The organism is Streptomyces sp. SD15 (genome assembly GCF_054462255.1).
This window is the reverse complement of record NZ_JBTLMO010000018.1, coordinates 22,870-44,850: the sequence shown is the minus strand read 5'-3', so window position 1 is coordinate 44,850 and position 21,981 is coordinate 22,870. Positions and strand designations below refer to the sequence as shown.

General features: G+C 69.4%; 18 protein-coding genes and 3 pseudogenes. 14 read left to right on the top strand and 7 right to left on the bottom strand.

Features of this window, described 5'->3' with window-relative positions:
• Positions 1-459: 459 nt before the first annotated feature.
• The 4 genes from ACX28W_RS19480 (at position 460) to ACX28W_RS19465 (ending at position 3,855) form a co-directional block, all read left to right on the top strand.
• The gene (locus ACX28W_RS19480; RefSeq protein WP_459000258.1) at positions 460-1,287 is read left to right on the top strand and encodes a helix-turn-helix domain-containing protein; all 828 of its coding nucleotides are present in this window, start codon (positions 460-462) and stop codon (positions 1,285-1,287) included.
• Complete coding sequence (locus ACX28W_RS19475) at positions 1,284-1,481, top strand: DUF397 domain-containing protein (RefSeq protein ID WP_459000257.1); 198 nt, start codon at positions 1,284-1,286, stop codon at positions 1,479-1,481. The genes ACX28W_RS19480 and ACX28W_RS19475 overlap by 4 nt, the downstream gene beginning before the upstream one ends.
• Before the next feature lie 117 nt (positions 1,482-1,598).
• Positions 1,599-2,405, top strand: coding sequence for a phosphotransferase enzyme family protein (locus tag ACX28W_RS19470; RefSeq protein WP_459000358.1), 807 nt, complete (start codon positions 1,599-1,601; stop codon positions 2,403-2,405).
• A complete protein-coding gene (locus ACX28W_RS19465) occupies positions 2,380-3,855 on the top strand; it encodes a hypothetical protein (RefSeq protein WP_459000256.1) in 1,476 nt (491 codons plus the stop codon). The genes ACX28W_RS19470 and ACX28W_RS19465 overlap by 26 nt, the downstream gene beginning before the upstream one ends.
• 200 nt (positions 3,856-4,055) lie before the next feature.
• Here the strand turns inward: ACX28W_RS19465 and ACX28W_RS19460 are convergent, their stop codons facing one another.
• On the bottom strand, positions 4,056-4,628 hold the full coding sequence (locus ACX28W_RS19460) for a dihydrofolate reductase family protein (RefSeq protein ID WP_459000255.1): 573 nt from the start codon (positions 4,626-4,628) through the stop codon (positions 4,056-4,058).
• Positions 4,629-5,117: 489 nt separating this feature from the next.
• On the opposite strand from ACX28W_RS19460, the gene ACX28W_RS19455 reads away from it, so the two are divergent.
• Complete coding sequence (locus ACX28W_RS19455) at positions 5,118-5,765, top strand: DUF1707 SHOCT-like domain-containing protein (protein ID WP_459000254.1); 648 nt, start codon at positions 5,118-5,120, stop codon at positions 5,763-5,765.
• Between the two features lie 202 nt (positions 5,766-5,967).
• On the opposite strand, the gene ACX28W_RS19450 is transcribed toward ACX28W_RS19455, so the two are convergent.
• Together ACX28W_RS19450 and ACX28W_RS19445 are read right to left on the bottom strand one after the other, a co-directional pair.
• Positions 5,968-6,696, bottom strand: a complete 729-nt coding sequence (locus ACX28W_RS19450) for a VOC family protein (RefSeq protein ID WP_459000253.1) — start codon at positions 6,694-6,696, stop codon at positions 5,968-5,970.
• Between the two features lie 195 nt (positions 6,697-6,891).
• Positions 6,892-7,113, bottom strand: a complete 222-nt coding sequence (locus tag ACX28W_RS19445; RefSeq protein WP_459000252.1) for a hypothetical protein — start codon at positions 7,111-7,113, stop codon at positions 6,892-6,894.
• Between the two features lie 174 nt (positions 7,114-7,287).
• Here ACX28W_RS19445 and ACX28W_RS19440 point away from each other — a divergent pair, with 174 nt between their 5' ends.
• The 8 genes and pseudogenes from ACX28W_RS19440 to ACX28W_RS19405 form a co-directional block, all read left to right on the top strand.
• Positions 7,288-8,976 carry an alpha/beta hydrolase gene (locus ACX28W_RS19440; RefSeq protein WP_459000251.1) on the top strand — a complete coding sequence of 563 codons (1,689 nt, stop codon included), beginning with the start codon at positions 7,288-7,290 and terminating at the stop codon, positions 8,974-8,976.
• 212 nt (positions 8,977-9,188) lie between these two features.
• Positions 9,189-9,646 (top strand): annotated as a pseudogene (locus tag ACX28W_RS19435) (TetR-like C-terminal domain-containing protein); the annotation flags it as partial.
• A 243-nt stretch (positions 9,647-9,889) separates the two neighbouring features.
• Positions 9,890-10,279: a lipocalin-like domain-containing protein gene (locus ACX28W_RS19430; protein ID WP_459000250.1), complete on the top strand. Its 390-nt coding sequence runs from the start codon at positions 9,890-9,892 to the stop codon at positions 10,277-10,279.
• Positions 10,280-10,390: 111 nt separating this feature from the next.
• Positions 10,391-11,266 carry a fumarylacetoacetate hydrolase family protein gene (locus ACX28W_RS19425; RefSeq protein ID WP_459000249.1) on the top strand — a complete coding sequence of 292 codons (876 nt, stop codon included), beginning with the start codon at positions 10,391-10,393 and terminating at the stop codon, positions 11,264-11,266.
• 61 nt (positions 11,267-11,327) lie between these two features.
• On the top strand, positions 11,328-12,251 hold the full coding sequence (locus ACX28W_RS19420; protein WP_459000248.1) for a VOC family protein: 924 nt from the start codon (positions 11,328-11,330) through the stop codon (positions 12,249-12,251).
• Between the two features lie 22 nt (positions 12,252-12,273).
• The gene (gene mhpA, locus ACX28W_RS19415) at positions 12,274-13,914 is read left to right on the top strand and encodes a bifunctional 3-(3-hydroxy-phenyl)propionate/3-hydroxycinnamic acid hydroxylase MhpA (protein ID WP_459000247.1); all 1,641 of its coding nucleotides are present in this window, start codon (positions 12,274-12,276) and stop codon (positions 13,912-13,914) included.
• A 405-nt stretch (positions 13,915-14,319) separates the two neighbouring features.
• The gene (locus ACX28W_RS19410) at positions 14,320-15,624 is read left to right on the top strand and encodes a PucR family transcriptional regulator (RefSeq protein ID WP_459000246.1); all 1,305 of its coding nucleotides are present in this window, start codon (positions 14,320-14,322) and stop codon (positions 15,622-15,624) included.
• A 36-nt stretch (positions 15,625-15,660) separates the two neighbouring features.
• A pseudogene (locus ACX28W_RS19405) lies at positions 15,661-15,803 on the top strand (IS701 family transposase); the annotation flags it as partial.
• Between the two features lie 536 nt (positions 15,804-16,339).
• Here ACX28W_RS19405 and ACX28W_RS19400 read toward each other — a convergent pair.
• The 4 genes and pseudogenes from ACX28W_RS19400 to ACX28W_RS19385 form a co-directional block, all read right to left on the bottom strand.
• On the bottom strand, positions 16,340-18,118 hold the full coding sequence (locus ACX28W_RS19400) for a tannase/feruloyl esterase family alpha/beta hydrolase (RefSeq protein WP_459000245.1): 1,779 nt from the start codon (positions 18,116-18,118) through the stop codon (positions 16,340-16,342).
• A gap of 486 nt (positions 18,119-18,604) precedes the next feature.
• Positions 18,605-19,000 (bottom strand): annotated as a pseudogene (locus ACX28W_RS19395) (IS5 family transposase); the annotation flags it as partial.
• Between the two features lie 45 nt (positions 19,001-19,045).
• Positions 19,046-19,930, bottom strand: a complete 885-nt coding sequence (locus tag ACX28W_RS19390) for a hypothetical protein (protein ID WP_459000244.1) — start codon at positions 19,928-19,930, stop codon at positions 19,046-19,048.
• Positions 19,931-20,095: 165 nt separating this feature from the next.
• Positions 20,096-20,413, bottom strand: a complete 318-nt coding sequence (locus tag ACX28W_RS19385) for a hypothetical protein (protein ID WP_459000243.1) — start codon at positions 20,411-20,413, stop codon at positions 20,096-20,098.
• A gap of 104 nt (positions 20,414-20,517) precedes the next feature.
• Between ACX28W_RS19385 and ACX28W_RS19380 the strand changes: the two genes are divergently transcribed.
• Positions 20,518-21,921, top strand: a complete 1,404-nt coding sequence (locus ACX28W_RS19380; protein ID WP_459000242.1) for a hypothetical protein — start codon at positions 20,518-20,520, stop codon at positions 21,919-21,921.
• The last annotated feature ends 60 nt before the right edge of the window (positions 21,922-21,981 follow it).

Sequence of the window (21,981 nt, the reverse complement as noted above, 5' to 3'; positions counted from 1 at the left end):
GCGGATCACGCGGGAGACGGTGCACCCCTCCTCAGGTATTGACCTCACGGGCAGCCGCTCGGCCCGCCCATCCGCCACCTCGACACGCACGCCGTCTGCGCGCAGCACCAGCCGTACGCGAAAGTCACGCCCGCGCACCGGCCTGTGCCGCACGGCGTTCGCGGCGAGTTCGGCGACGACCAGGGTCACGGACTCACTGACCTCGATGTCGTACGCGAACCCCCACACGTCCATCCGATGCGCGACCAACCGCCGCGCGAGCCGGGCCCCTCCCGGCGTGCTGCTGAAGAGCTGGGTGAACGTACGTACGGTAACCGGCACTTGGGCCCGGATTTCTCCTTGCATGCCCCAACGGTCCCGTGCGGCACGGGAATCGACCAGCCACGCCACTCGTACGCCGCGTCGCGTACGAGTTCACGTCATGGACAGTACCGGTGACGGTGCGTAACCATAAGTGGCATGACCAACAGCACCACGAACGAGCCCGAGCCGTCGGAGAGTCTCAAGACGTTCGGACTGGTCCACAAGGCTTTCCGCAAACGGGCGGGTCTGACACAGGAGGAACTCGCCCCGCTGGTCCGGTTCCAGCCCTCCACGGTGGCGTCGATCGAGCAGGGGAGGCGGTTACCGCCACGGGTGTACATCGAGCGGGCGGAGGAGGCGCTGGACGCGTTCGGGGCGTTGTGGGCTGCCGCCAAGTACGTGACTCGACAGCCAGGGTTGGCTTCCTGGTTCCGCAAGTGGGCAGATTTGGAGGAGCGGGCGATCAGCTTGTACACGTACGAGAACCGGCTGGTGCCGGGGCTGCTTCAGACGGAGGGGTACACGCGCACCCTCTTCAACGAGCGGGTGCCCGCGCTGACCGACTCGCAGATCGAGGCCCAGCTCGCCGCCCGCGAGGACCGTCAGCGACTGCTCACCGAGCGGCCCAACACGGCGTTCAGCTTCATCATCGAGGAGCACGTCATTCAGCGGGGTACCGGCGGCACGGAGGTCACGCGCGGGCAGATCGACCACGTCTTGGCGGTCAGCGAACTGCGCAACGTGGAAGTCCAGTTGATGCCGATGGCGTGCGCTGTACACGCCGGACTCGACGGCCCCATCCGGCTACTGGAGACCCCGGAGAACGAGTGGTTCGGCTACTGCGAGGGACAGGAAAGTGGCCAGCTCGTCTCCAATCCAAAAACGATCAGTGTGCTCCACATGCGCTATGCGAAACTGCGTTCACAGGCTCTCACCCCGGATGACTCCCGGAGCCTGCTGGAGCGGACGCGAGGAGCGCTATGAGCACCACGGAACTGAACTGGTTCAAGAGCAGCTACAGCGGCAGCTCCGGCGACGACTGCGTCGAGATAGCCACCTGCCCCGCCACCATCCACATCCGCGACTCCAAGAACACCACCGGCCCCCAACTCGCCCTCTCCCCCGCCACCTGGACGGAGTTCCTGGAGTTCGCCGTCGGGAACTCCACTCACGTATGAGCCGCTCTCAACACCCCGCACCCGCACATGAGGGGCCGTTCACCGAAGCCGCCGCCGCTGCCGCGGTGAAGTCGGCCTGCGGCGAAATAGGCGCACCCCCCCCCCGGCGATCTTGAGCTGCTGAGGTTCGGCGAGAACGCACTGTTCGCCGATACCACCCAGGGACTGGTCTTCCGCGTCGCCCGTTCCGACTCGCTCACCGCCAAGGTGGACAAGGAACTGGCCACGGCGCGCTGGTTGCTGGCCCAGGGATTCCCCGGGGTTCGCCCCAGGGACGACCTGCCCCAACCCATAACGACCGAGGGCCGGTTGGTGACGTTCTGGGAGTACATCCCGGCCAGTCAGCCGACACCGGAGCTCTCGGATCTGGCCGTACTCCTGCGGAGGCTGCACGCGCTTCCGGACCCCGACTTCGACGTTCCGAGACTCAACCCCTTCCCTCTCATGCGGGAGCGGTTGAGCAAGGCCGAGGGCGTACGGGAAGCCGACGTGGAGTTCCTCACGGATTCCTGCCGGGCCGCGGAGGGCGACTTCCACACCCTCGTCGCCGCGAACCCCTCCTCGTACGGACTGGTCCACGGTGACGCGCACCGAGGCAATCTGCTCCGGCATGGCCAACAGGTGCTGCTGATCGACTACGAGGCCGTCGCCATGGGGCCGCGAGCGTGGGATCTACTGCCGACGGCGACGGCGGTGAACCGTTTCGGGCTGTCGCCCGCCGAGTACGCCGCGTTCGTCGAGACGTACGGCACGGACGTCACCCGCGACCCCGGCTACCGCACGCTGCGTACCGTCCGCGAGCTCGGAATGACCACCTGGTTGATGCAGAACGTCGTCGAATACCCCGCGGCAGCACGGGAGTTCGCCCTGCGCATGGAATCGTTGAGGAGGGGGGACCTTGTCGCCCGCTGGCACGCCCTCTGAGCCAGAGATCGAGCCCTACGACGCACCGTTCGCACCCTACGTCTCCCGCAACGGCACCCGCCTGACGACGATATACGCCACCTCATGGACGTACGCTCCGGACCGGCCAGTAAGCGGAACGGGCCCGCGGCGCCCCTCCGAACTGCTCAAGCTGGGGCGGCTGGCGTCGTACTACGACGCGCACGCCGATCAGTTACCCCGCGTGCTGCTCCGGGAGCGGCTCGACCCGGCCACGGTGACGGCCCGCCGCTGGAGCGCGTCCGCTCAGGCAAACCCCGAAGCGGTCGTCCTCTGGTATCTCACGGCGCCGTCCGGACAGATCCTGCTCGCCCTCACCCTCGACGTCCAGGCCTCCTTGATCGACTGCATTCCGCTCCTCGAGGACCTCCACTATGCGGAGGTGACCTGTGGCGACAAGGGACTTGAGCAGTTCGCGGCAGCCCGCATCGGTGCCACCGTGCCAGGCCTGCTCCAGGAGCGCCACCAACTGGTCTTCCGCGCGTCACCCACGGCACAGGACGTACCGTCTCCCGACACGGTCCAGCGCGTCATCTACCGCGCCGACCTCCCTGCCCGCCCGGATCACGACTCCATCTGCCAACCCGCCGAACTGAACCGCCGCCCCACCACGACAGGCGCTCTGGGCCCCTATGTCAGCCTGCTGACAGGCCATCAGGACTACGTGGAGAACACCGCTTTCCTCTCGGCCGTCCAGGCCGTCGCCTCCGCTGCCCGGCTGCGGGAGATCCGGGTCGAGGCCGATTCGTACACCCGACACTTCCGCACCCGACCGGACGGCGGCGCCCGCCCGCATGAACGCCGTACGCTCCTGGAGCACATCACGGACGCGACGGGCCACCTCGAACTCGAGCTGAGCTACAGCGTGGAGACCCCCGCCGACCTGGCGACGCTCATCCCCTCCCTCCGACCCACGGCGTACCACACAGCCCTGTACGAGGCGATGGGCGTGACCGAGCACGCCACCGCCGTCAGCCAGAGCCTGACCCGCCTCGGCAACGCCACCACCGCCGAACTCACCTCGGTCCAGTCGGCGGAGCAGCGCTCCGCCGACCGCCGCCGCGTCCGTACGGTCGTCGCGGTCACCTTCGTCACCACGGTGACGGCGACGCTCGGACTCCTCTTCGCCTTCTTCGGTGTCAACTCCTCCGAAGTCGACGTGCACCGCTCGATGTTCGACCTCGCGTACGCCCCGGTCTACGCTCTCATCGCGTCCGTGCTCGTACTCGGTTTCGCCCTGTACGCCACCCTCCAGGCCGTCGACCGCGCGGCCCTCCGCCGCAACCGTGCGCCCGCCCCGACCTGGCACGGCACACACCGGCTGCTCTCCGACGAGCTGCGCAGCCCGGTTCCGGACAACACCCCGAACCCGTCCCTGGCACCCGCCCCCTCGCCCTCACCACCCCCGGCACGCCAGTCGGCCGAGCGGTGAGCACCCCGAGAGCCGTGGCGGTCGCGGGCCGCGATCCTGCTCGCGCTCACGTCGCGGCTGAGCGACGGCTCACCGACGATGTCGGATCCTTCGACAGTCGTGGATCGAGCCAGTGATCACCACGTGGAAAGCCATCGGCCGGTCCCGCGGCGGACTGACCACGAAAGTCCATCTCCCAGCCGACGGCGACCGGACAGGTCCTAGCGGACGACGTCGAAGACGTTCTTCTGCAAGCCGTTGGCGTAGACCTCGTGCTCGACCAGCTTCAGCTTCTGGGTGTCCTTGTCCGTGACGCTGAACAGACGCTTGCCCGCGCCGAGCAGGAGCGGGAAGACGAGCAGGTGGTAACGGTCGATCAGGCCGGCATCCGAAAGGCTCTGGTTCAGGGCGGCACTGCCGTGGACGATGATCGGGCCGCCCTCGGTCTCCTTCAGTGCGGCGACCTCGTCGAGCGAGCGCAGGATCGTGGTCTCGCCCCAGTTCGACACCAGGTAGTCCTCGGTGAGGGTGGTGGAGACGACGTACTTCGGCATCACCTTGTAGTCGGCGAAATCCTCCATGTCCGGCCACGCCGGGCTGAACGCCTCGTAGCTGACCCGGCCCAGCAGCATCGCGGTGGCTTCCTTCTGCTCCCGGCCCTTGATCTCGAACGCCTCGGGGAGGAATTCCATGTCCTTGAAGGTCCATCCGGAGTTCCGGTAACCGGGCTCGCCGCCCGGGGCCTCCACGACGCCGTCGAGGGAGATGACGGCGGTACTGATCAGGGTACGCATCTAAGGCACCTCGGTGTCTCGTGTCTGGTTCTCAGCAGATTCGGTCAGTGCACGGTCCGGCCACATTCGCGGCTGCAGCGCACCCACCACGATCTCTGACTGCGGATCACGGAGAAACTCATCGGTCGTCGCCCGCCCCTCCCGGCGGCCTCGCCCGTCCGGATCACCTGGGACAGCCACACACGTGCCCGACCGCGAAACCTACCAGCAGCGCAACAGGGACGAGCGGTGCATAACCCGCCTCCACCGGTGGCGCGGCATCTTGATGTAGTCGGGCTCGGTGATCCAAACGAAACAGCCGAGCCAGCCGAGGATGCGCCAGTTCTTGAGGTCTGCGAAGCCGTGCTCGACGGCCGGCCGATATGCGGATCAACGCGTCACCTTCTTCATCGGTCTTGGCCGGGACCCATGTCGCGATATAGCGTTAGTCCTCTAGTCGCGCCGCTGTCTGCGTCGCGTGAAGACGTTCGACAGGACCAGGACGGAAGCATGTCGGGAGAGATCTCGCCCACCGGGAAGCGCTCCGGCTCGTCGCCCGAGCTGCGGGCCTCTCATGCGGACCGGGACCGGGCGGTGGACGTGCTGCGTATCGCGGCGGGGGACGGCCGGCTGACCGCGGCCGAGTTGGACGAGCGCCTGGAGGCTGCCCTGTCGGCCCGGACCGTCAGCGAACTGACCGCGCTCACCGCTGACCTGCCGCCCGTGTCGGCCTCGGCCGGCGTGGCCGTAGCAGAGGTCAAGGACGTACTCCGGATCGCCCAGAGGTTCAGTACGGTCGAGCGTGTGGGGCACTGGGTGGTGCCGCGGAGGCTGGAGCTTGCGGCGGAGTGGTGCGAGGTGACGCTCGACTTCACTCAGGCAGTGATCACGCAGGACACCTTGCGGATCGACGTCGACATGCCCGGCAAGACCCTGACGCTGGTCACCAAGCCGGGCATCGTGGTCGATGCCGATGCCCTGACACTGGAACACAGCAAGCTCAAGATCCGTCAGGCGCCGGACCTTGGTACGCCGATCACGCTGCGAGTGGAGCTGGTCGGTAAGAAGAGCTTCGGCCGCGTCGTCGTGCGGCCCCCACGTCGGACGTTCGGACAGTGGCTGCTGCGCAAGCCCACGTCCCTGCCCGCTGGCGATTGACTCCCTCGATGCGAACCACCGGGGACGCTCGCTGAGGTCTCCTGGGCTGGTCAGAACGATGGTGACGGGCGCTGACGGCCGTGGGACGTCGCCACTGCTGCTGCACTTCTCCGCTGTACCGCCCAGAGACTGCGACGTCGGCAGCGCGCGGTGTTGAAACGGGGAACGCCTATGACACACAGCCCACCCGACAACAGCCCCGCTACCGGGGCCTCTGTACGGAGAACTCGTTGCCGTCGGGGTCGAGCATCAGCACCCGGACGCCGTCGCCCTCGCCGATGTCGGTGCGCGTCGCGCCGAGCGAGATCAGGCGGTCGACCTCCGCCTCCCAGTCGGCGTCGGCGTCGGCGGGGAGCGTCAGCTCGAAGTACAGCCTGTTCGTGCCCGTCTTCGGCGCCACCGGAGGGCCACCCCACGTGATCTTCGTACCGCCGTTCGGCGATTGGATCGCGGTCTCCTGGTCCTGGTCCCAGACCAGCGGCCACCGCAGCGCCTCGCTCCAGAAGTAACCGACCTCCTGCGTACCGTCGCAGGCCAGCGCTCCGATGAAGCCGGTGTCGGCGAGGAACTTGTTGCCCGCCTCGATTACGCAGAACTCGTTGCCGTCCGGATCGGCGAGCACCACATGCCCCTCTTCCGGGAGTTGGCCCACGTCGATGTGTTTCCCGCCGCATTCCAGCGCCCTGGCCACCGTCTGCTGCTGATCCTCCGGGGAGGTGCTCGTCAGGTCGAAGTGCGCCCGGTTCTGGCCGATCTTCGGCTCCTGGCTCGGCAGGAAACGGATGCGGAACCCGGCGTTATCAGGGGGCAGGATCGCGACGTCGTCGTCCGGACCGTCGGCCAACTCCCAGCCCAGGACCCCGGACCAGAACCGCGCCAGGCCCGACGGCCGGGTCGCATTGAAGCAGATCGCGAACAGTTGGCTGGTCATACCCCGCGCATCTCCGATCCACTGACGGTCGATACGGCGCCTTGCTCTCCCCGCGAGCGCAGTCTAGGGGTGGCCGTGCGGCACCCGCATCCGAGTTTCCGTCGCCGGGAAGCACGGTCCCCCACAAGATGACCACCTATGAAACGGCGACCCCGCCGGAACCCGTCAGTCACAGCACATGCGAAAACCTCGAACCTAGTATTCGCGCGGGTTGTGGCTGATGCCGTCGTATTCACCGCGTACGAAGATCATGGCTGTGGGGCAGAGTGCGGCGATCTCCTGGGCGTCGTGCCCGGCGCCGGAGAGCAGGGCGATGTGCTCCAGGCCGTGGTCGTCGGCGGCTTGGGCGTCCCCATGTCTGGCAACGCCTCGACCTTCCACCGCCGGTGGGAGGTCGAGGCGTTGTCGCATGCCCACCCAAGACTCCCCCCCGGAGCAGCGCCTCTGACCTGCGGTGATCTCGAAGATGCAGAGATCGGGAACCATGTCTAGTCACGTATTTTCGGGATTTAACCGCAAGGTCCCCGTCGCCTTCACTCGGAGTTCGGGCCTCAGCCGTGGCTCAGCCCCCTCAGAGACTGGAGAACGACCATGACCACGCAACCGCCGGACCCTCACCACGGAAGCGATCCCCCGCGCCCCACCCGCAGCGGGCCTGTCCCGCGCTGGACGGCCAAGCTCAGAAGGGCCCTGCACCGGGCCCTGACCGAGCCGACCACGCTGCACGGTCGTGTCGCCGACATCGTGGCCCCGGGAGCACTGCACCAGTGGTGGACTCAGGTGTGGCGGGCCGGTCTGGTCGCTGTGGTCGCCGGTGGAGTTCTGCTGAGCATGCTGCTCATCCACGGCAGTCCGGTGCTCGGGTTCAAGAGCGCCGCGGCAGGCGTCAACGCTTCCGGATCAGAGCTGCGCCCCTTCTACACCCAGAAGATCATCTGGCATGCCTGCGGTACCGGCGTCCAGTGCGGTCAGCTGGAGGTGCCGCTCGACTACGCCGACCCGGGTGGGCCCACGATCCAGTTGGCCCTTGCCCGCAGGCAGGCGACCGACCCGGGCGAGCGGATCGGCTCTCTCGTGTACAACCCGGGAGGACCGGGCGGATCCGGTGTCGAGACCCTGCAGGGCCCGGTCCCGCCCGTCACCGCACAGGTGCACTCCCAGTACGACATCGTCAGCTTCGACCCGCGCGGTGTCGAGCAGAGCGCGCCGATACGCTGCGTAGCCCCCGCGGCACCGGCCGACTACGTTTCGTTGGACATCACGCCGGACAATCCGGCCGAGGTCACCACGTTCGTCGAGTACCAAAAGGAGTACGGCGCCGCCTGCCAGGCCGGCTCCGGGGAGCGGCTGGCCCATGTCTCCACCCGGGAGACCGCTCGGGACATGGACGTGCTCCGCGCCGCTCTCGGGGACGAAAAGCTGAACTACCTGGGCGTCTCCTACGGCACCGAAATAGGCACCTCCTACGCCGAGGAGTTCCCCGACCGGGTCGGCAGGATGGTCCTCGACGCCGCCGTCGACCCCCGGATCAACAGGCTGGACATGCAGCGCGACTATGCCGCCGGGCTCGAGCTGGCCCTGAACGCGTTCCTCGCCGACTGCGCCACCCGGAAGGACTGCCCGCTGGGCACCGACCTGCCCGGGGCCCGGCAACGCCTGAGCGAGCTGCTCGCAAGCCTGGACCACACGCCACTGCCGGCAGCCGAGGCGGGCACCGTCGACAGGGACACCGCCGTGGGGGTTATTCACCAGGCGATGTACAGCAAGGAGCTCTGGCCCGCGCTGCGGGCAGCCCTGGGGGAGGCGCTGGCCGGCAACGGGGCGGACCTGGGGCTGATGGCCCTCTCCGGCGGCCACGGCGGCAATTTCTCGGAGGCCTTCACGGCGATCAATTGCCTGGACCTTCCCCCGGCCGTGACCTCGGCCGAGCAGGTCCAGGCCCAGCTGCCCTCCTTCCGGAAGGCCTCGCCCGTGTTCGGAGAGTGGCTCGCCTGGGACGCGCTGAGCTGCGCGGACTGGCCGGCCAAGCCGGTCGGCACCCCGCATGAGGTCAACGCCCCGGGAACGCCGCCGATCCTGGTGGTGGGCACCACCCGGGACCCGGCCACCCCGTACGCGTGGGCCAAGGGGCTGGCTGAGCAGTTGGACTCCGGGGTGCTGCTGACCCGCGACGGCGACGGCCACAGCGGGTACGTCATGGGCAGCCCGTGTGTTGATCGCGCGGTCGACACCTACCTGCTCGAGGGTCGTCCTCCCGCGGACGGAACCCGGTGCACCTGATCTGCTCGATCACGGTGCGCCGAGCCCCGGGCGAGCATGCCGGGCCTGTGCCACGGATCCGTATCCGTGACACAGGCCCTTGGCGCGTGTGTCAGGCGGTGCGTTCTTCCAGGCACCGCAGTTGAACGTCGACGACGAGCACGGGCATGACGAGCCCTTCGGGCAGTTGCTCCACCATTAATTCGGCCTCCCACGCCTCCAGTGGCTGGTCCGGGGTGAAGGACGCGAGCCTGTACTCGCACATCAGGACCATGCAGGAGCTGCGCTCGCGGATCGCGCTGCTCGCGGCCGGAGAGATGATCCACCGGATCGCCGCCGCCGTGGCCGGGCGGTCCGGCAAGGACGCGCTCGTCGCCTTCGCGGGTGCCTATCGGGAGTACGCCCCGGAGCATCCCGGGCGGTACCGAGCCACGCACACGCAGCTCGATCCGGCCCTGGCCGCCGAGTCCGACGCGGGGCGGCGCACCGCCGAGATCACGTACGGCATGCTCCGCGCGTACGGCCTCGCCGAGCCCGACCTCACCGACGCCGTACGGCTGTTGCGCAGCACCTTCCACGGCTTCTGCAATCTCGAGGCGATCGGCGGCTTCGGCGCCCCCGCGAGCTGCGGACGTCCTGGGAGCGGGCCCTCGACGCCCTGCACGTAGCCCTGGAGCACTGGCCACGGCAGACAAGGACGACCGTGCCTGACTTCCACGTGCACGGCAGCGGGCCCTTGCTCCGCGCTGTCAGCCCAAAGCAAGCGGAATTTTGTGTTCCGGGGACCAAGAGCCGGTGCCCCGGTCGCGGGTTCACTGTTCTGTGTGGGTGGCAGGAGCCGGCCACTCGGCCCGGCCGCTGGGGCGTCACCGTGGTGCTGTGACGGTGCCTGCGCGGTCGGGCCGACGGTACTGGAGCACGGTGCGAGGCAGACATGGACAGTTTGATCGGAGCCTGGGCCCTTGAGGACTTCTCGGAAACATGTCAGGGGACGGTCGTCCGTCCGCTCGGGGAGCGTCCCAGCGGGGTGCTGCTCTACGCCGCCGACGGGTGGATGAGCGCACTGCTGACAGCCGATCCCGATGTGGCCCCGGTCGCATCCCACGTCCAGGAGACAGTGGGCCGGACCGTGGCGTATGCCGGCCGCTGGGAGCGCGAGGCGGACGGGCCGGTCATGCACCTTATTCAGGCCAGTCACTACGCACCGTGGGTGGGGACGACCTTGGTGCGCGATGTCCAGCTCAGCCCGGGACGGCTGGAGCTGACAGCTGCCGGGGCCGACGAGTCCCAGTTGCGCCTGCTCTGGCGACGGGCCGACGCCTGACGGCGTGGGACCGGGCCGGCCGCCCGCCACACAGCCGGAGCAGCGACAACGACCGCCTGACTGATCATCCGCTCATCCCTTTTCCCTTTTCAAACATGGAGGTGTTGTGCCATGCGCACAGCCAATCTGAACGGCCGTCTGGTGCTCGTCCTCGAGGACGGTGTGGTGGACGTGGAGCAGGCCAGTGACGGGCTGTTCTCCTCGGACCCGCAGGCAGTCTTCGACCGCTGGGCCGAGTTCGGCGACTGGGCCCGGTCCGCGGCCGCGACCGGCCACGAGCGGACGCCCTTGGAGGAGCGGCAGCTGGGCGCGCCGGTTCCGCGCCCGCGGCAGGTCTTCGCGGTCGGGCTGAACTACGCCGACCACGTGGCGGAGTCGGGGGTCGCCGTACCGGAGCGTCCCGCTGTCTTCACCAAGTACGTCACGTCCCTGACCGGGCCCTACGCAACGGTCGAGCTGCCGAGTGCCCTGGTCGACTGGGAGGTCGAGCTGGTAGCGGTGATCGGTCGTGAGGCGTACCAGGTCGCCGCCTCGGACGCGTGGCAGTACGTGGCCGGCCTCACGCTCGGCCAGGACCTCTCCGAGCGCGGCATCCAGTTGTCGGGACCGGCGCCCCAGTTCTCCCTCGGCAAGTCCTTCCCCAACTTCAGCCCGACCGGGCCGGTGCTGGTCACCCCGGACGAGTTCGACAACCCCGACGACCTCGCGCTCGGCTGCGCGATCGACGGCGAGACCATGCAGGACTCGCGCACCTCCCAGATGATCTTCTCGGTGTCCCGGCAGATCGCCTGGATGTCGTCGATCTGCCCGCTGCTGCCCGGCGACCTGATCTTCACCGGCACACCGGCCGGCGTGGGCGGCGCCCGGAACCCGCGCCGGTTCCTGGCCCCCGGCGAGGAACTGCGCAGCTGGATCGACGGCATCGGTGAGCTGCGCAACCCGCTGGTCGCCGGCCCCACCTACCCCGAAGGCACCCAGGCCGTCTGACGCGCGGCCGCACCTTCCTGCGTACACCACCCGCACACTGAAGCTCTTGGAGGAGACTGCCATGGCCCTGCACCGCGTGGCGCACATCACGATCGGGGTGCCCAATGTGGCCGCCACCTCGGCCTACTACGCCGATTTCGGGCTGACGGACCTCGGCGACGGCCGATTCGCCACGGCCGACGGCGGCGAACAGCTCAAGATCGTTCACGCGGCGCGGCGCCGCCTGGAGGAGCTCACCCTGAGCGCCGACGACCCCGACGACCTCGGCCGGATCGGCTCGGCCCTCGACCGGCTCGAGGTGCCGTTCGTCCGGGAATCCCACCGCCTGCGCGCGGTCGACCCGGGCACCGAGGTGACGGTGACCGTCGAGGTGCAGCCGCGCATCGTGCAGCCCGCAGCCGCGCGGATGCCGTACAACGCTCCCGGGCGGATCGAGCGGACCGGCGAGCGTGCCCCCGGCGTACTGCGTGAGGGGCCGGTGCGCGTCCGCCGCCTGGGACACGTCGTCCTGGGCTCCACCAACCAGGAGGCTTCCCAGCGCTTCTTCACCGAAGGGCTCGGCTTCAAGGTCAGCGACCAGGCACCGGGCGCGGCGTTCCTGCGCTGCTCCACCGACCACCACAACGTCCTCGTCCAGCAGGCCCCCCTCTCCTTCCTGCACCACACCTCCTGGCAGGTGGACGACGTGGACGAGGTCGGACGCGGCGCCACGAAGATGCTTGAAGGCCACCCCGAGCGCCATGTGTGGGGTCTGGGCCGCCACCAGCTGGGGTCGAACTTCTTCTGGTACCTCAAGGACCCCGCCGGCAACTTCTCCGAGTACTACTCCGACATGGACTGCATCGTCGACGACCAGCTGTGGACCCCCGGCGTGTGGGAGGACGCCCGCGTCGCCCTCTACAACTGGGGCCCGCCCGTACCGCCGTCCTTCCTCCGCCCCGACGACCTCGCCGCACTGATGACCGGCGCCCACGACGCCGGCTGAACGAAAGGAACGCAGGCACGTTATGAGCACCCCTCCCAAGGGCCACGCCGCGGAGGCCTACGACGTACTGGTCGTCGGCGCCGGTCCGGTCGGGCTGGCCACGGCCATCCAGCTGGCCACCCGAGGCCGGCGGGTCGGCATCGTCGAACGCTGGCCGCAGCACTACCCGCTGCCGCGTGCGGTCGTCTTCGACCACGAGACCGGCCGCATCCTGGCGTCGCTGGGGGTGGACATGGCCGCTGTCAGTGAACCCGCTGTGGACTACGAGTGGCGCAACGGAGAGGGTCAGCAACTCCTCCGTTACGACTTCTCGGACGGCACCTACTCCGGCTGGCCCAACCTGAGCGCGTTCAACCAGCCCACCCTGGAAGCGGCCCTGAACGAGCGCGTCCGGTCGCTGCCGGGGATCGACATCCTGCGCGGCTGGGAAGCCGTCGGCGTCCAGGCGGGCCCCACGGCGGTGGAAGTCACTGTGGCGGAGAGCACCGGAGACGAGCCCCTGCTCCGTGACGGAGAACGCGCGCAGCGTACTCTCCGGGCCGCGTACGTCGTCGGCTGCGACGGTGCCAACAGCTTCATCCGCTCGTGCATGCGCACCTCGGTCACCGACCTCGGCTTCAAGTTCGACTGGCTGGTCCTCGACGTCATACCCCATGACCGGGACCGCGAGTGGACGCCACGGAACCTGCAGCTCTGCGATCCGGCCCGGCCGACCACGGCGGTGGTCGGCGGCCCGGGCCGCCGTCGCTGGGAGTTCATGCGCCTGCCCGGCGAGTCCATCGCCGAGCTCAACAAGGCCGAGACCGCCTGGAAGCTGCTCGAGCCGTGGGACCTGCACCCGGACAACGCCACCCTGGAGCGGCAAACCGTCTACACCTTCCAGGCACGCTGGGCGGACTCCTGGCGCGACGGCCGGCTGCTGCTGGCCGGGGACGCGGCCCACCAGATGCCGCCGTTCGCCGGGCAGGGCCTGTGCTCGGGCCTGCGTGACGCCATCAACCTGAGCTGGAAGCTCGACCTGGTGCTGTCCGGGAAAGCCGAGGACAGTCTGCTGGACACCTACACCACCGAGCGATGCCAGCATCTGCAGCATGCGATCGAGAAGTCTGTGGGCCTGGGGAGGATCATCTGCGAGCCGGACCCGGCCGCGGCCGCCGAGCGCGACGCCCGCATGATCGCCGACCAGCAGGCACGCCGCGTACCACAAGGCGATCAGTTCCTGGTGACCTTCACCGGCGGACTGCTGGACCGCGACTGCACCGGCGCCACGGCGGAGCCGACCGGGCAGCTCAGCCGACAGGGACGGGTGCGGTTCGGGGACCGTACCGGCCTGTTCGACGAAACCGTCGGCATCGGGCTCACCCTGCTCACCACCGGTGATCCGCGTGACGGGCTCGACGAGGACGCCCTGGCCTGGTGTGAAGAGGTCGGGCTCCGCCTGCTGCGGATCACCGACGACCCGGCGGCGAACGGCCCCGACGACGTCGTCGATCTCGACCACACCTACCTGGCCGACCTGGCCCGTACCGGCCTTGAGGCCATGCTGGTGCGCCCCGACTTCTACATCTTCGGCGGCGCCAAGAGTACGGCCGACATCCCGCGTCTGGTGGCTGCGCTGCGCGGTCGGCTCACGGCGGTCCCCGCCCCGGAGGTCACCGCTTGATCCACCGGCGCCACAGCCGGTGCCCATAGCCGGCCGCCCCGAGCGCGTCGGCACGGGGCGGCCGGCGCTCCGCGCGCCGCCCCGTGCCGACGCGCGGAGTGAACAACCCCGGCCGGTGAACTGTGTGACCGTCCCGGCCGGCAGCAGGACACCTCCAGCCGTCGGCCGCACGGCGGCGGTCCCCGCGCCGCCCTGTGCCGGCGCGGCGCGCGGAGTGAACCAGCCCGGCCGGTGAACGGTGCGACCGTCCCGGCCGGGCAGCATGCCGTCGGCCGCACGGCGGCGCTCGTCAGCGGCGGGGTCCGCGGCTGCTCGACTCTCCGGGGAAGATATGGTCCCCTGACCTGGGTGGCAGCGGCGAGCGGCCCGCTCGCGCGCCTCCCCGGCGACGGAGGGACGGGAAGCGTGACAGGACAGTGGCTCCAGTGGTTGCGGCCGGATCCCGACCGCCTGACCGAGCCCGTCCTGTCGCCGGCGGAGCTGGCCGCGGCACGCACGGAGCTTGGCGCGGCACCGGTCGAGTGGGCGCTTCAGAGCGCCGACGCCATCGCAGAGGAGGTCCTCAGGAAGGTGCCCGAGCACGGTGGCGGTCCCGCTGCCGCGACCACCCTGCGACGTGTGACCCAGTCCGCGGTGCTGACGGGCTTGCACCTGATGGCGTCCGACTTCAGCCGGCCCATCCCCACCCTCGCCGAGGATTCGCTGGAAGGATGCCGGGAGTTTGCGCGCCGCGGAATCCCGCTGGAGCTCGTCCTGCGGGGAGTGCGGCTCGGGCACGCGCAGCTGGCGCACGGTCTGGCAGCCGCAGTCGAGGAGCACGTCCCGGCCGACCAGCGCCTGACCGAGCTGCGCCGGATCGAGGACCTGATGTTCACCTACGTCGACGCCCATTCCAGCGTGATGGCCGAGGAGTACATCGCCGAACGGGACCGCTGGCGCGGCAGTAACGAAGCCGCCCGCCGCGCCGTCATCGATGAACTGCTGGCCGCCCGCCCGGTCGACCGGGAAGCCGCCGAACTGCGTCTGCGGTACGACCTGTCAAGCACGCACGTGGCCGCGGTGCTGTGGGGCGACGACACCGCCACCTCCGCGCCCGCCGCAGAACGGCTGCACCACGCGGCCTTGACCATGGCCCGCGCCCTGGAAGCGGCCAGGACGCTCGTCATCCCGGCGCACGACAACAGTGTGTGGGTATGGTTCGCCGTCAGCGGCGAGACCGCCGAAGACCACATCCGACACCTGCGCAGCTCCCTGCCCGAGCCGGCAGGGGTGCGTGCGGCTCTCGGCCCGCCCGCACCAGGGCCCCACGGCATACGCCGCAGCCATCTGGGGGCGTTGCAGGCACAACGGATGGCCTTGCACGCTTCGGGCTCCTGGCTCTGCGACTACCGGGACATCCGCCTGGCGGCCCTCGTCACGGCTGACTCCGAACACGCACGCTGGTTCGTACAGGAGGTCCTCGGGCCGCTGGCCTCCGAGGGAGCCCGCCTGCGTGAGCTGCGCGAAACCCTGCGCATCTACCTCGCCGAGGAACGCAGCCCCCGCAGCGCGGCCGAACGCCTGCACATTGCCCGCAACACCGTCACTTACCGCGTCAAACGCGCGGAGGAACTGCTGCCCGTGACCACCACAGCAGTCAGCTCACTGGAAGTGCGCGTAGCGCTCGAAATCGCGGCTGCCTCGCCAACCGGCACGTCGGCCATCAGCTGAAGGCTGTCCTACCTTCAAAACGTGGGTTGATAGAGCGCGAAGAACGAGTGCGGTTTGGGCCAGTACGAGGTCGCCGCTACGTGGGCTGGTACCGGCACATCACGCTCGCCATGCTCGCCCACGCGTTCCTCGCGGTGATGGCTGTGCAGGAACGCGAAAAAGGGGTATCGAGGCCGACACACCCGACCTCGTGGACCTCACACGCGGCGGGCGAGCCGGAGCCTGCGGACGAGGGCCTGGCGGACGTGCTGACGCTGCAGCGGCAGGCTGCGGCGTTCTCGGACAGTGGTGACGAGGTCGCGTTCTTCCTCGACACCATGGCCGAGGGACCGGCCTGGCGTCGACCACGCTGCGGCAACTGGTCCAGCCCGTCATCGAGGTCTGCGACTTCTACGACACGGTGCCGTGGCGGCTCACGCCCGATGAAGTTGAACGCGATTGTCCGGTCCGAGTACAAGGGAGACGGCTCGCCCTGGGCGCGCACGAGCAGGTGGCGCGGTTCCGCGTGGGTCGTGGCGTGGCACCAGGCGCAGGACCAGGTCGCCTCTTCCCACCGAGTCGACGGCACCGTCCACTGCCATCGCGCGCCCACACACATCGCAGTCCACGGCACGATCGTCACACGCCGGCCGTTACGGCGTCGCGGCCGCCCGGCAGGAGCCGGAGGCCGCGACGCCGTATCGGGTCAGCAGCGGTTCCTGATCACCTCGTGAGATCAGGCCTTGCCTTTGGTGACGACCCACTTGCCGTTGACCCAGTTGCCGACGGTCTCGTAGCCGGAGCGGAAGGAACCGAGCCAGTTCAGCGTCAGGTCGGCCTCCGCCTCGGACAGCACGGGGGTATAGCTGTCGGCTTCGTCGGCCGGGCCGCCGGTGGTGTTCTTGGCGACGTAGGGGAAGGGGTAGACCGGGCGAGTCGCGGTGACCTTCCCGGCGGAGTCGACGGACTTGGTCGTCAGGCTGCTCGGAGCCTCGCCCTTGGTGACCCAGTCGACGATGGCCGTGAGCGCGTCGAAGGTGTTCGGGCCCTGGCCGCCGCCGCAGTGCGCGACGCCGGGGAGCAGGAACAGACGGGCGAAGCTCTTGGTCGCCTCGGCGCCGCCCATGACCTTCTGTACGGCCTTGTAGTACGCCATGGTGCCGACGGCCGGGATGTGCTGGTCGCCGAGGCCGTGCCACAGGATGAGCTTGCCGCCGGCCGCCTTGAACGCCTTCAGGTCCGGGTCGGTGGCGTCGTACATGCCCTCGTTGGGCTGCATGATCTTCTTGAAGTAGGCGGCGGTGAACTTGACGTCCTTGTACGTCAGGGTCGGCTGCGGGCTGTCGAAGACCTGGTAACGGATGGTCTCCCGGACGAAGCTCATGTCGCCGGTGGTGCCGGTGGCCGTGGTCGGCACGATGATGCTCGCCCAGTTCAACTCGGAGCCGCGCAGCTGGTAGCCCGGGTACAGCAGCTTGCCGTGCTCGTCGGTCGGGCCCGCGTAGATGCGGCGCAGGGTGGTGATCTGGTCCGCCGTCAGGCAGAAGTCCGCGGTCGTGGAGGTCTGTCCGGCCGCGCACTTGATGCTCGCCGGGTCCCAGTCGCAGGCCAGCGGGTCGGCGATGATCCCGTCGGCGGGTGCGTCGCAGCCCTTGAGTACGGCCTCGTGGAGGGGGGCGAGGTCGGCCGTGGTGAGGGTGGCCGGGCCGCCGTTCAGGAAGACGGACTGGGCGGTCCAGGCGTGCGAGAAGGTGTTCAGCGCGGTGAAGTTGTTGGCCGGGGCGCCGGCGATGATGCCGTCGAAGTCGGTCGGGTAGCGCTGGGCCTCGGTCAGACCCTGGTGGCCGCCCTGCGAGCAGCCGTCGAAGTAGGAGTGGGTGGCGGACTGGCCGTAGTACTGCTTGATGATGGCCTTGGCCGCCAGGGCGAGTTCGTGATCGGACTTGTAGCCGAAGTCGGCGCGCAGTGTCGGGTCGGTGGAGAACAGGCCGCCGCCCTGGGAGTGGCCCTCGTCGCTGGACGCGACGGCGAAGGCGCCGGTCGTCAGCGGGACGCAGCCGCTGGAGGCGGGAGCGCTGTTCGTGCTCACGTTGCCGCAGAGGCCGCCGCAGCCGACCTGGAGGTAGTTGGCCTGCCAGCCCGCCTGCGGCAGGCGCAGCTGGAAGTGGATCTGCGGTGCGATGACGCCCTTGACGTCGCAGTACGCCCAGTTGCCGAGCGTGTTGCTGCCGGCGGCCACCTCCGCGGCGGAGGTGATCTCGAAGGGCACGTCGGGTACGGCGCTTGCCAGGTCCAGCGACGCGACGCCCGCGCAGGACATGGCCGGTGCGATCCCGGAGGACGTGCTGCTCGACGAGATGGCGGCAGCCGAGGTGGAGGCGGAGGCCTGCGCGCTGTCGGTCGTGGCGGCGTAGGCGAGTGCCATGCTCGCGCCGGTCACGAGGGCGAGGGCGGCGGCGAGGGCGGCCATGAAGGTGGCTGATTTCCACCGACACCATCGGGACAGCATGGACATGCTCGGACTCCGTTCGATTCATCGTTGGATCGGAACTCGTGCCAGTCGGTCGGTCCTGCGGGCAGTTCGAGGCCGGTGGGATCCGTCCCCGGGCATGCGGTGCCGTTCGCCGCGCGACGGAGGTGGGTGCGCGGACAGGACCGCGGACAGGCAGAGGGAGATGCCGCGTCGACTGAGGTGGGGGGTGGGTGGGGGTTGCCGAAACGTGGAGCGCAGGGACCGACGTGACGGCTCCTCCTTCCGCGACTCCGGCTCTGCAGTGGCGGTACGTCGAAGGAACGTAGCCTGGCGGCAATCTTGGCGCAAGATGTGTTGACTGAATTGTTGACGATTCTGTCGGCGAATGTTCGGGACTGGCCGACCTCACCCAGAGCTCAACCGATCCGGTCGGCCCGCTCGGTCATGACGGCGTCAGCTCGCGCGCAGCCGGGCGAGCGTGGCGTTCAGGTCCGTGCCACGCGGGCGGTTGTGCGGCAGCTTGCCGAGACGTCCCAGGCCGTCGCAGGCCAGATGGATCTTGCTGGTAAGCCTGCCGCGGGAGCGTCCGAGTGCCGGAGTCCGGTGCCCCCTTTTCGAGCGCCCGCCGCGTGCTGGTGTGCCCGGACGATGCTGGAGTCGACCGATACCAGCCGAGTCGATGCCCCCGGCCGCGTCCGCCTGGGCTTGCGCTGCCGGGAGCATCCGGTCGAACGTGCCGTCCGCAGCCCAGCGACGGAACCGGGTGGACAGGCCGGCCCACGATCCGTACCGCTCGGGCACATCTCGCCGGGGCACCCCGGCCCGGAACTTCCACACGATTCCATTGGGGACCGCCCGGTCATCCAGCGGAGGCGCCCATCGACGTCCGGGGCAGCAAAGGCCCGGCGGCACCGGCCGCGGCACATATAGTCCGTCAGAAGTCCGACTCCGGCCCGGCGCGAGCCCGTTCTACCGCTCGGACGACACCGGTCGGCCCGTGAACGCGTCCAGCAGGATCCGGTCGCCGACCGGCCGGTCCAGCTTCACCGTCACCTCCTGGCCGCGCAGGTCGCTGGTGCAGGGACCGTCCTTCGTCCCGACGACGTACGCGGACAGCACGACACTGCCGTCCGTTTCCAGGACGGCCACGGCGGGGCCGTCGTCGCAGGATCCGTGGGTGGCCACCACGGTCACCGAGCGCCCGTCCGCGGCCACCTCGACCAGTCGGGCAAGGGGCGCCAGCTCGGCGGTGGACATGTCCTCGGCCGGCCCGATCGGCGACTTCGGGAGCTTCGACGGGCTGACGGCGATCCGCTTGAGCGGGGTGTCATAGCCCTCCAGGGTGAACAGCCAGGCCGGGACAGTCGCCGGGCCTCGGCTGGTGGCCACGTTCATCTCGCCCTGCTTCGCCCCGGTCACGGTCAGGTGCGGTCCGTCGTTGCCGCCGCGGGCCAGGGTCTCGTACGCCTTCCGCGCTCCCATGAGCGGCAGCGTGAGCGAGTCTCCGCTCTTCCACTTCACCTGGCCGTCCTTGGAGGGGGTGGTGGGAAGTTCGCCGCGCAGGACGAAGTTCTGGGTCGCGTAGGCGCGCTTGTCGGCTTCGTTGCGGAAGGCGTTCTCGGGGAGCTGGACCGACTCGCCCGTCGGGAAGTAACGCGTCCTCCACGCCTGCGCGGCCCCAGAACCGTCCCAGGCGTCGGCGACCTGGCGGGCGCGGGCCCGGGACTGCGGCGCCGGGTCGGTACCGCCGCTGCTCACCTCCTCGTCACCGCAGCCGACGACAGCACCGGCTCCGGTGACGAACAGGGCGAGTACGACGAGCAGATCGACAGTGCGCGGGGTTTTCGTACGCATGGGTCCCCCAGGGACTGAGCGGCGACAGGTGGAGTCCGTGCGGCGCGGGGTGAATCCCGTACCGCCCCTGTGACGCACCACCCCCGGGCCGCGTTCGATCCACTTCGCCGTCCGGTCACGCTCGTCGTCGCATCGTGACCGGACTCGCTCCGCCGGGGCGAACGATCAGGTCAGCCTTCCCACGGCGTCGGCGTAGTACGTCGATTCCTCGAGGTACCCGGCCAGCCGGCGGAAGCTCCAACCCTCCCCCGGAGAGTCGTCGAGTTGTTCCTCGGTCAGCTCGCCCAGCCGGGCCTCCAACTCGGCCAGGTGGTCGATGAGATGATCGGTGACCCGGCGGATCGCCTTGTGCGGGGTGTGGACGCGGTCGTCGACGTGGACGGGCTTCCCGTCCCAGGCGGTCCAGGTCGCGGCCAGTTCGAGGACGTGGTCCACCAGGGCGGCAACGGCTTCGCCGACATTCTCCTGCGAGGAATCGTTCATACCCGGAGCGCTAGGCGCGGAACACTTCGGCGCCCGCCGAACCGTAGTCACCCCCATGTCGAAACCGGCGGCAACCTCCCGCCCCTCGGCGGCGACTACCCCGTATGACCAACGCAAGACCCACCACCACGCCCCCCGCCACCCACCGCCGTCGCCACGTGGCCCGCAAGCCCCTCGCGGCCGGGCTCGCGGCCGTCGGTGTCCTGGCCGGGGCCTGGTATGCGACCGCCACGCCGACTACCACGACAGCGGCGGCGATACCGGCCGTCACGAACACCACGGTGAACCTGGCCGCCAAGTTCCCCTATCTGTCGGCGGGTTACAACAACACCCGTGAGTGGACGCGCACGGCGACGGCCGTCGCCCCGAACGGCACCCTGCGCGTCGCGTGGCCCGCGTCCGACGGCATCCATGTCACCCCGCTGACGGCGGCGGGCAAGCGTTCCGCGGCCGACACGGTCGTCAAGGGCGCCAAGGAGGTCGGCGGCCTGGTCGCGCACAACGACGGCTTCGCGCTCCTCACCCGCGTCGCGGACACGAACAAGTGGAAGGAGACCGCGGCGGCGCTCATCCGCTACAAGAACGGCAAGCAGGCCTTCCGTACGAAGCTCACCGGGACCGCGTCGCACGACACGGCGCCGCTCCTGGACGGGCAGCTCACCTGGAACGGCACGAAATACGGCACGTACTTCGTCGTGCACGGCGCGGGCGGCGCGGCCGACGGCCACTTCGGCGACAAGCTCGCCTACGTCAGCTCCAAGGGCGCGAAAATGGCGGGCGGTTGGGGCTGGGGGTGCAGCCACAACGAGGGCATCGCCCTGCACGCCGAGACGACCGGCGCCTTCACCTCGCTCTGCTTCGACGACTGGCGCTCCGGACTGTTCGTCTCGACGGGCATCGGCGCACCCGACAGCGCGCCGACCGTGCGGCGCGAGCAGTGCTGGGCGGGCTACTGCGGCGGCACCTTCGCCGGCCGCACCGGCGAGCTGGTGAAGTCCTCGACGGGCCGGTACGCCACGGCGTTCGCCTCCCGGGGCGCCGCCTCCGCCGCCAAGAACCCGGACGACGCGAGCGGCCGCGGCTGGACGGTGAAGCCGAAGACGAAGACCCACCAGGTGGCCGTCGCCTTCCTCAAGAACCGCAACACGCCCGCGGGCAAGCCGGTCTACCTCACCAACACGCCCGGCACCGAGCATGTCAACGTCCACGTCGCCCCGTACGGCAAGGACCGTCTGCTCGTCTCCTGGGAGTCACTGAAGAACGCCAAGTGCGCGAACGGCACCTGCACCGGCACGTTCACCGGCACCCACCTCCGCCTGATCGACTGGAACGGCGCCTTCAAGACACCGGACAAGGTCGTCCAGGCCCGTATCTCCGGAGACATCGCGACTCTCAAGGACGGCTCGCTGACCTGGGCGTACGCGCCTGTCACCCCGTCGTACACGGCGGCCCTCAGCGGCTCGTCACCCACCGCCAAGACGCTGAAGATCGCCCGTCTCAAGCCCTGAGCAGCTCAAACCCCGAGCAGCTCAAGCCCCGAGCAGGTTGAGGAACCGGCCCAGAAGGGC